General features: G+C 66.7%; 8 protein-coding genes. 7 read left to right on the top strand and 1 reads right to left on the bottom strand.

Translation table 11 applies throughout. The features are described 5' to 3' along the window. Positions 1–52 precede the first annotated feature (52 nt). From A5692_RS00895 to A5692_RS00925, 7 genes are all read left to right on the top strand, one after another. A complete protein-coding gene (locus A5692_RS00895) occupies positions 53–967 on the top strand; it encodes an alpha/beta fold hydrolase (protein ID WP_068051147.1) in 915 nt (304 codons plus the stop codon). Positions 968–982: 15 nt separating this feature from the next. Beyond that, complete coding sequence (locus A5692_RS00900) at positions 983–1,768, top strand: LLM class F420-dependent oxidoreductase (RefSeq protein ID WP_068051149.1); 786 nt, start codon at positions 983–985, stop codon at positions 1,766–1,768. A 108-nt stretch (positions 1,769–1,876) separates the two neighbouring features. Beyond that, entirely contained in the window at positions 1,877–2,617 is a 741-nt protein-coding gene (locus A5692_RS00905; RefSeq protein WP_068051151.1) for a GntR family transcriptional regulator, read from the top strand. Positions 2,618–2,667: 50 nt separating this feature from the next. After that, positions 2,668–4,485 carry an ABC transporter substrate-binding protein/permease gene (locus A5692_RS00910; protein WP_068051152.1) on the top strand — a complete coding sequence of 606 codons (1,818 nt, stop codon included), beginning with the start codon at positions 2,668–2,670 and terminating at the stop codon, positions 4,483–4,485. Beyond that, a complete protein-coding gene (locus A5692_RS00915) occupies positions 4,482–5,231 on the top strand; it encodes an amino acid ABC transporter ATP-binding protein (protein WP_068051154.1) in 750 nt (249 codons plus the stop codon). The genes A5692_RS00910 and A5692_RS00915 overlap by 4 nt, the downstream gene beginning before the upstream one ends. Positions 5,232–5,302: 71 nt before the next feature. Continuing rightward, positions 5,303–5,806 carry a MarR family winged helix-turn-helix transcriptional regulator gene (locus tag A5692_RS00920; RefSeq protein ID WP_068051159.1) on the top strand — a complete coding sequence of 168 codons (504 nt, stop codon included), beginning with the start codon at positions 5,303–5,305 and terminating at the stop codon, positions 5,804–5,806. Between the two features lie 48 nt (positions 5,807–5,854). After that, a complete protein-coding gene (locus A5692_RS00925; protein WP_068051161.1) occupies positions 5,855–6,526 on the top strand; it encodes an SDR family oxidoreductase in 672 nt (223 codons plus the stop codon). 11 nt (positions 6,527–6,537) lie between these two features. On the opposite strand, the gene leuS is transcribed toward A5692_RS00925, so the two are convergent. Then, the coding region (gene leuS, locus A5692_RS00930) for a leucine--tRNA ligase (protein ID WP_068051162.1) at positions 6,538–8,540 on the bottom strand (2,003 nt) is incomplete at its 5' end.

Raw genomic sequence — 8,540 nt, forward strand, 5'->3', positions numbered from 1 at the left:
ACGTTACGCTCGCGGCCGTTGGCGGCGCCCTCGGCGCTAGTGTCTGTAGACCGTGACCGAAATCTCCGAAGACGAACTCGATGGGTTGTCGGAGTTCGCGCTGCTATCCGAGAACGCCGAGCAAGCCGGCGTCACCGGTCCGCTGCCCGACGTGCAGCGTGTCGAGGCGGGCACCGGTGCAGGGAAGATCAGCGCGCTGCGCTGGGGCGGCACTCCCCCGCGGATCGTCTTCCTGCACGGCGGCGGCCAGAACGCGCACACCTGGGACACCGTCATCGTCGGTCTGGGCCAGCCCGCACTCGCCGTCGACCTTCCCGGGCACGGCCATTCGGCATGGCGCGAGGACGGCGACTACTCGCCGCAGATCAACGCCGACGCCCTGTTGCCGGCGCTGCGTGAGCACGCCCCGAGCGCCGATCTGGTCGTGGGCATGTCGCTGGGCGGGCTGACGGCGATACGGCTCGCCGCCGTGGCGCCCGAACTCGTCAACGAACTGGTGCTGATCGACGTCACCCCGTCCGCGCTGCAGCGCCACTCGGAGATGACCAAGGAACAGCAGGGCACCGTGGCGTTGATGCACGGCGAGCGCGAATTCGAGAGCTTCCAGGCCATGTTGGACCTGACGGTCGCCGCGGCGCCGCACCGCGAGGTGAAGGCCCTGCGCCGCGGGGTGTTTCACAACTCGCTTCGGCTGGACAACGGCAAGTGGACGTGGCGCTACGACGCCATCCGCAAGTTCCCGGATTTCGACGTCCTCTGGGATGACGTGGACAGGCTGTCCGCACCGATCACTCTCATCCGCGGCGGCAAGTCCGGATTCGTCAACGACGACGATGCCGCCGAATTAAGCCGTCGCACAAAGCATTTCCGCACGGCGCACGTCGTCGAGAACGCGGGCCACTCGGTGCAAAGCGACCAACCGCTCGCCCTGATCGACCTGCTGCGCGGGGTGCTCGACGGGCGCTGACCCTACGGTGGGTGTATGACATCTGATCTGCCCATCCGCATCGGCGTGCAATTGCAGCCTCAGCACGCGCCGCAGTACGGACAAATTCGTGACGCCGTGCGTCGCTGCGAAGACATCGGCGTCGACATCGCCTTCAACTGGGACCACTTCTTCCCGCTCTACGGCGATCCCGACGGCGCGCATTTCGAATGCTGGACCATGCTCGGCGCGTGGGCCGAACAGACGTCGCGCATCCACATCGGCGCACTCGTCACGTGCAACTCCTACCGGAATCCCGAACTGCTGGCCGACATGGCTCGCACGGTCGACCACATCGGTGATGGCCGGCTGATACTGGGCATCGGCTCGGGATGGAAGCAGAAGGACTACGACGAGTACGGTTACGAATTCGGCACCGCGGGCAGCCGCCTCGACGACCTCGCCGGCGCGCTGCCCCGCATCAAGGCGCGGCTGGCCAAGCTCAACCCGCCACCCACCCGCGACATCCCGGTCCTGATCGGTGGCGGAGGCGAGCGAAAGACGCTGCGTCTGGTCGCCGAATACGCCGACGTGTGGCACAGCTTCACGTCCGCCGACGAGTTCCCGGCGAAGTCAGAGGTCCTGGCCCGGCACTGCGCCGACGTCGGCCGCGACCCGGCGAACATCGAACGCTCGGCCGCCGTGCAGGACGGCGGCAAACTGCTCGACAACGCCGAAACGCTCGTCGGCCTCGGTGTCACGCTGCTGACCGTGGCGTGTGACGGCCCGGATTACGACCTCACCGCCGCCGAAGCCCTGTGCCGGTGGCGCGATAATCGTTAGACCGGTCGCAACCATTTATCGGTCAAACACCGGAAAATACGAGCCCACTCGTGAGAAACTTCTCGCGCCAGCTGGCCGAAACCCGGTTTGAAAGAGACTCAACAACGAATGCCGAAGAAATACGGGGTCAAAGAAAAGGACCTGGTTGTTTCGCACATCCTGCACCTCTTGCTGACGGGAAAGTTGCGCACCGGCGACCGCGTCGATCGGAATGAAATCGCCCTGGGGCTGGGGGTGAGCCGCGTTCCCATTCAAGAGGCACTGGTTCAGCTCGAACACGACGGCATTGTCTCCACCCGCTATCACCGGGGAGCGTTCGTCGAACGATTCGACGAGGCCACCGTCCTCGAGCATCACGAACTCGACGGCCTGCTCAACGGCATCGCTTCCGCGCGCGCGGCCACCAGCCCGACCCCGCGCATCCTCGGGCAACTCGACACCGTCATGCGGTCCCTGCGCAGCGCCAAGGATTCGCGGGCCTTCTGCGACATCGCCGCGGAATATCGGCGCACCATCAACGACGAATACGCCGGACCGCGGCTGCACGCCACGATCCGCGCCTCGCAGAACCTCATCCCCCGGGTGTTCTGGCTGACCTACCAAGGCGGCCGCGAAGAGATGCTGCCGTTCTACGAAGACGAGACCTCCGCCATCAACCGGCGCGATCCCGAGGCCGCGCGGGCCGCCTGCGTGAGTCGCTCCTACCTGGCGGCCCAGACCATGCTGGCCGAACTTTCCCGGCGCAGGGTGTTCACGCCGCCCGACGACGTCACCCCCGTCGCCCCCGGACAGCTCGAGGTACTCGACGACGCCGAATCCGTGGGCGTCGAGCCGTCACTGGCTCTCTAGAGCGGACGCTCACCCGACGAAGCCGGCCGCCGGTCGATACGGTGACAGGGATGAATGCGCGCGCGGACCGGCGCACCCAGCGCCGCGGAAGGCTGTTCGGACTGACCGCGACCATCGTGTTGGTCTGCGGGATGGCATCAGGCGGACTCGCGGCGCCCGCCGCGGCCGACTGGAACCAATGCGCGCCTTCCGGTTTGGACAGCGCCAGGGCCTTGCCCAAAGATCTCACCGCGGCGCGGCCGACACCGGAAGAGGACCGCGAAACGACGAATTCGGTCGAACCATTGAGCGCGGTCGACATCGGCGCCTTGGGCCTCGGCACGCCGGGCGTGCTGACGGTGGGCACACTGTCCGACGCCCCGCCCAACATCTGCATCAATCCCACCGGAGAATTCAGCGGCTTCGACAACCTGCTGCTGCGCGCCATCGCCGACAAGCTGCATCTGCAGCTCCGCTTTGTCAGCACGGACTTTTCCGCGCTGCTCGCGCAAGTGGCTTCCCGACGCTTCGACGTGGGGTCGGCGTCGGTGAAGGCCACCACACAGCGTCGACGCACCGTCGCCTTCACCAACGGTTACGACTTCGGCTTCTACTCCCTCGTGGTGCCCCCCGGCTCACCGATCCACAAGTTCAGCGAGCTGGCGGCCGGCCAGCGCATCGGTGTCGTCCAGGGCACCGTCGAGGAGTCCTACGTCGTCGACACCCTGCACCTGCAACCCGTGAAGTACCCCGGCTTCGCCACCCTGTACGCCAGCCTCAAGACCCGGCAGATCGATGCCTGGGTGGCGCCCGGAACCCTCGCCGCCACCGTCATCCGGCCGGGCGATCCCGCCGTGACGGTCGCGAACACCTTCAGCGCGGGCAATTTCGTGGCCTACGCGGTCGCCAAGGAGAACAGGCCGCTGATCGACGCGCTCAATTCCGGGCTGGACGCGGTGATCGCCGACGGCACCTGGGCCAAGCTGTACTGCCAATGGGTACCGCGCAGCCTGCCGCCCGGCTGGAAACCCGGGTCGAAAGCCGCCCCTGCGCCGAGCCTGCCGGACTTCGCCGCGATCGCGGCGAGTCGGCATCGCGCGGTCGTGGATCCCGCGGCGCCCAAGTCGACGCTCGCCCAGTTGCGCGACTCGTTCTTCGACTGGGACATGTACCGACAGGCCATCCCGGTGCTGCTCACGACGGGGCTGCCGAACACGTTGATCCTGACCAATAGCGCCATCGTGATCGGCCTGGCGCTGGGAATGGTGCTGGCCATGGCGGGCATTTCGCATCGGCGCTGGTTGCGCTGGCCGGCCCGGGTATACACCGATATCTTCCGGGGCCTCCCCGAAGTGGTGATCATCCTGCTCATCGGGATGGGCATCGGGCCACTGGTCGGTGGACTGACCAACAAGAATCCCTACCCATTGGGAATTGCCGCATTGGGATTGATGGCCGCGGCCTACATCGGCGAAATCCTGCGCTCCGGAATACAAAGTGTGGACCCGGGTCAGTTGGAGGCCGCCCGCGCACTGGGATTCAGCTATACGACCGCGATGCGGCTGGTGGTGGTGCCGCAGGGGATACGCCGGGTGCTGCCGGCTTTGGTCAATCAGTTCATCGGGTTGTTGAAGGCCTCCGCTTTGGTGTACTTCCTTGGCCTGATCGCCGATCAGCGGGAGCTTTTCCAGGTGGGCCGGGATTTGAACGCCCAGACGGGCAGCCTGTCGCCGCTGGTGGCGGCCGGCCTGTTCTACCTGATATTGACCATTCCGTTAACGCATTTGGTCAACTACATCGACGCTCGCCTGCGCCGTGGCCGGGGTGCGCCCGACGCCGACGACAATGCGGAGATGCTGGCAACGACGTTCGGCCAGGAGATCACGTGAGCGCCGTGGTCACGGGACGTAAGTCAGTATCGTTGGCGGCCAGGGACATTCACCAAACCCTTGGTGGGAACAAGGTGCTGCGGGGGGTCGATTTCGAAGCTGCCGCCGGCAGCACCGTCGCGGTTATCGGGCCGTCCGGCTCCGGCAAGTCAACACTGCTGCGCACCTTGAACCGGCTGTACGAACCCGATAGCGGAGACATCCTGCTGGACGGCCGATCGGTGCTCCGCGACGACCCCAACGAGCTGCGGCAGCGCATCGGCATGGTTTTCCAGCATTTCAATCTCTTTCCGCATCTGAGCGTGCTGAAAAACGTGGCGATGGCGCCGCGCAAGTTGCGGTGCCTGGCCGCCGACGAGGCGCGCGAGCTGGCGCTGGCCCAACTGGACCGAGTTGGCCTGAAGCACAAGGCCGATGCCCGGCCCGGCATGCTTTCCGGCGGCCAACAACAACGAGTGGCCATCGCCCGCGCGCTGGCCATGGCCCCGCAAGTGATGTTCTTCGACGAGGCGACGTCGGCGCTGGATCCCGAAATGGTGAAAGGGATTCTGCAACTCATCGCCGACCTCGGCGCTGACGGTATGACAATGATCGTGGTCACCCACGAAATGGGTTTTGCCCGCTCGGCATCCGACACCGTTGTCTTTATGGACCGCGGCAAGGTCGTGGAATCCGGGGCACCGGAGCAGATTTTCGAAGCCGCGCAGACCGCACGCCTACAGCGATTCTTGTCCCAGGTACTTTGACCGCCCCATTGCACTAATTAGTCGGCATAGCGACCTTGTACGTGCCCGATATAGCGTTAGACTCCCCGGTTATGGCGGACAGCGAACCCACCTCGGCCGACGTGACCGAGCTTGCCGAAGGTTTGCACCGCGCGCTGTCCAAATTGTTTTCAATTCTGCGTCGGGGGGATCCGAGCGGCGCCGCCGCGGGCGAACTGACGTTGGCGCAATTGTCGATCCTGGTCACCCTGCTGGATCAAGGGCCGATTCGGATGACCGACCTGGCGGCCCACGAACGGGTACGGACTCCCACCACCACGGTGGCGATCCGCCGGCTGGAGAAGCTGGGGCTGGTGAAACGCTCGCGCGACCCGTCCGACCTGCGGGCGGTGTTGGTCGACATCACGCCGCGGGGACGGGCCGTGCATGGCGAGTCCCTGGCCAACCGGCGCGCCTCCCTGGCCGCCATGCTCAGTCAACTCCCCGCGTCCGACCTCAGCACCCTGATGCAGGCGCTGGCGCCGCTGGAGCGGCTGGCCTGCGGCGAGCCGACGTCCGGTCCCGCGGGTGAGCCGCCGGCGTGTAAAGAGGCGTGAAAGTACCTGCCGTTCAACCAGTTTGGCTACGCCCGTAGACTTCCTTACATGCCCACTGCACTCATCACCGGCGCCGGTGGCGGCATCGGCTCCGCGATCGCCACGGCACTGGCCCCCACCCACACCTTGCTGCTGGCCGGCCGGCCCTCTGACCGACTCGACGCCGTCGCGGAGCGCCTCGGCTCGACGACGTTTCCTTTGGACCTGACCGACTCCGGCGATATCGAGGCCGCCTGCGAGGTGGTGGACGAACTCGATGTGCTGGTGCACAACGCCGGACTGTCCATCCCCGGTCACGTCGCCGAATCCGACGTCGACGAGTGGCGCGCCACTTTTGCCGTCAATGTGCTTGGGCCGGTGGAACTTACGTTGGCGCTGCTGCCCGCACTGCGGCGTGCCCGTGGTCAGGTGGTCTTCATCAATTCCGGCGCCGGGCGCAACGTGTCGCCCGGTATGGCTTCCTACTCGGCCAGCAAGTTCGCGTTGCGCGCGTTCGCCGACTCGCTGCGCGCCGACGAGCCGGAGTTACGGGTGACGACGGTCTACCCCGGCCGCACGGACAGCGAGATGCAGCGCGAGCTCGTCGCGTTCGAGGGCGGCACCTACGACCCCGCCAAGTTCCTCAAGCCGGAGACCGTCGCGGCCACCGTCGCCAACGTGGTGGCCACGCCACCGGACGGCCATGTTCACGAGGTGGTGCTGCGGCCGACAGGCCGCTGACTGGGCGCCGGTCAGACGACCAGGTTGACCAGCCGGCCCGGGACCACGATCACCTTGCGCGGGTTGGCACCCGCCAGGAAAGCCCGGACCTTCTCGTCCGACAACGCCGCGGCCTTCAGGGTGTCCTGGTCGGCGTCGGCGGCCACCACCACTCGCCCGCGCACCTTCCCGTTGACCTGCACGGGGTATTCGACGCTGTCGTCGACCAGATAGGCCGGATCGGCCTGCGGGAACGGGCCATGCGCCAGCGAGGTGGTGTGGCCCAGCCGCAGCCACAGCTCCTCGGCCATGTGCGGGGCCAGCGGCGCCAACATCAGCACCAGTGGCTCGACCGCGGCCCGCGGTACCGCGTCACGGTGTTCCTTGGTCAGGTGGTTCGTGTATTCGATCAGCTTGGCGGCCGCGGTGTTATTGCGCAGCGCGGCATAGTCTTCCGAGACTCCCGCGATGGTGCGGTGCAGCGCCCGGAGGGTGCCGCCGTCGAGCTCGTGCGGTCCGTCCGAGTCGAGCACCCGGGTCGTGCCGGTCTGCTCGTCGACCACCAGGCGCCATACCCGTTGCAAGAAGCGGTGCGCCCCGACGACGTCCTTGGTGGCCCAGGGGCGAGAGGCCTCCAGCGGGCCCATCGACATCTCGTAGACCCGCAGCGTGTCCGCGCCGTACTCGTCGCAGATCTCATCGGGCGAGATCGAATTCTTCAGGCTTTTACCGATTTTGCCGAATTCCTGGAAGACCTCGATCTCACCGTCCGCTGCCTCGTAGAAGAAGCGACCGTCGCGCTCGACCACCTCGTCGGCCGGAACATATGAACCGCGCGAATCGGTGTAGGCGAAGGCTTGAATGTAACCCTGGTTGACCAGCCGGCGGTACGGCTCCCGGGAACTGACGTGGCCCAGGTCGTACAACACCTTGTGCCAGAACCTCGCGTAGAGCAGGTGCAGTACCGCGTGCTCGGCGCCCCCGACGTAGAGGTCGACACCGCCGGGATCCTGTGGTCCGTGCTCGGCGGGCCGCGGGCCCATCCAATAAGCCTCATTTTCCTTGGCGCACAACCGCTCCGAGTTGTGCGGATCGGTGTAGCGCAGTTCGTACCAGGAGCTGCCGGCCCACTGCGGCATCACGTTGGTGTCGCGGGTGTAGGGCCGCAGGCCGTCGCCCAGGTCGAGTTCGACGTGCACCCAGTCGGTCGCCTTGGCCAGCGGTGGCGACGGTTCACTGTCGGCGTCGTCGGGGTCGAACAGCACCGGGGAATAGTCGGGCACGTCGGGCAACTCGACCGGCAGCGCGGCCTCGTCGAGCGCGTGGGCACGCCCGTCACTGTCGTAGACGATCGGAAACGGCTCGCCCCAGTAGCGTTGCCGGGCGAAAAGCCAGTCCCGCAACTTGAATTCGATCCTCGCCCAACCGCGGCCGTCCGCCTCCAGGCGGGCGGTGATCGCCTCCTTGGCCGCCGCCACGTCCATCCCGTCGAGGTAGCCGGAATTGACCAGCACGCCGTCACCCGCGTATGCGGACTCCGAGATATCGCCTCCGGCAATGACTTCCACGATCGGCAGGCCGAATTCCCTGGCGAAATCCCAGTCGCGCTGGTCGTGGCCGGGAACCGCCATGATCGCGCCGGTGCCGTAGCCGGCCAGCACGTAGTCGGCGATGAAGATCGGCACCGGTTTCCCGTTGGCGGGGTTGGTCGCGTAACTGCCCAAAAAGACCCCGGTCTTGTCCCTGCTCTCCTGACGCTCGAGGTCGGACTTCGCCGCGATCGCCCCCCGGTAGGCGGCGACCGCCTCCCCCGGCGTCGCGGCGCCGTACGTCCACCGCGGGTCGGTCCCCTCCGGCCAGGCGGCGGCGATCAGCCCGTCGACGAGGTCGTGCTCGGGAGCCAGCACCAAATAGGTGGCGCCGAACATGGTGTCGGGCCGGGTGGTGAACACCTCGATGTCGACCGTCTCGCCGCCGGTGTCGTGCGCCGAGAACAGCGCCCGGGTGCCGGTGGAGCGGCCGATCCAATTGCGCT

This window comes from Mycobacterium sp. E342 (assembly GCF_001667665.1).
In the GTDB taxonomy this organism is placed as follows: domain Bacteria; phylum Actinomycetota; class Actinomycetes; order Mycobacteriales; family Mycobacteriaceae; genus Mycobacterium.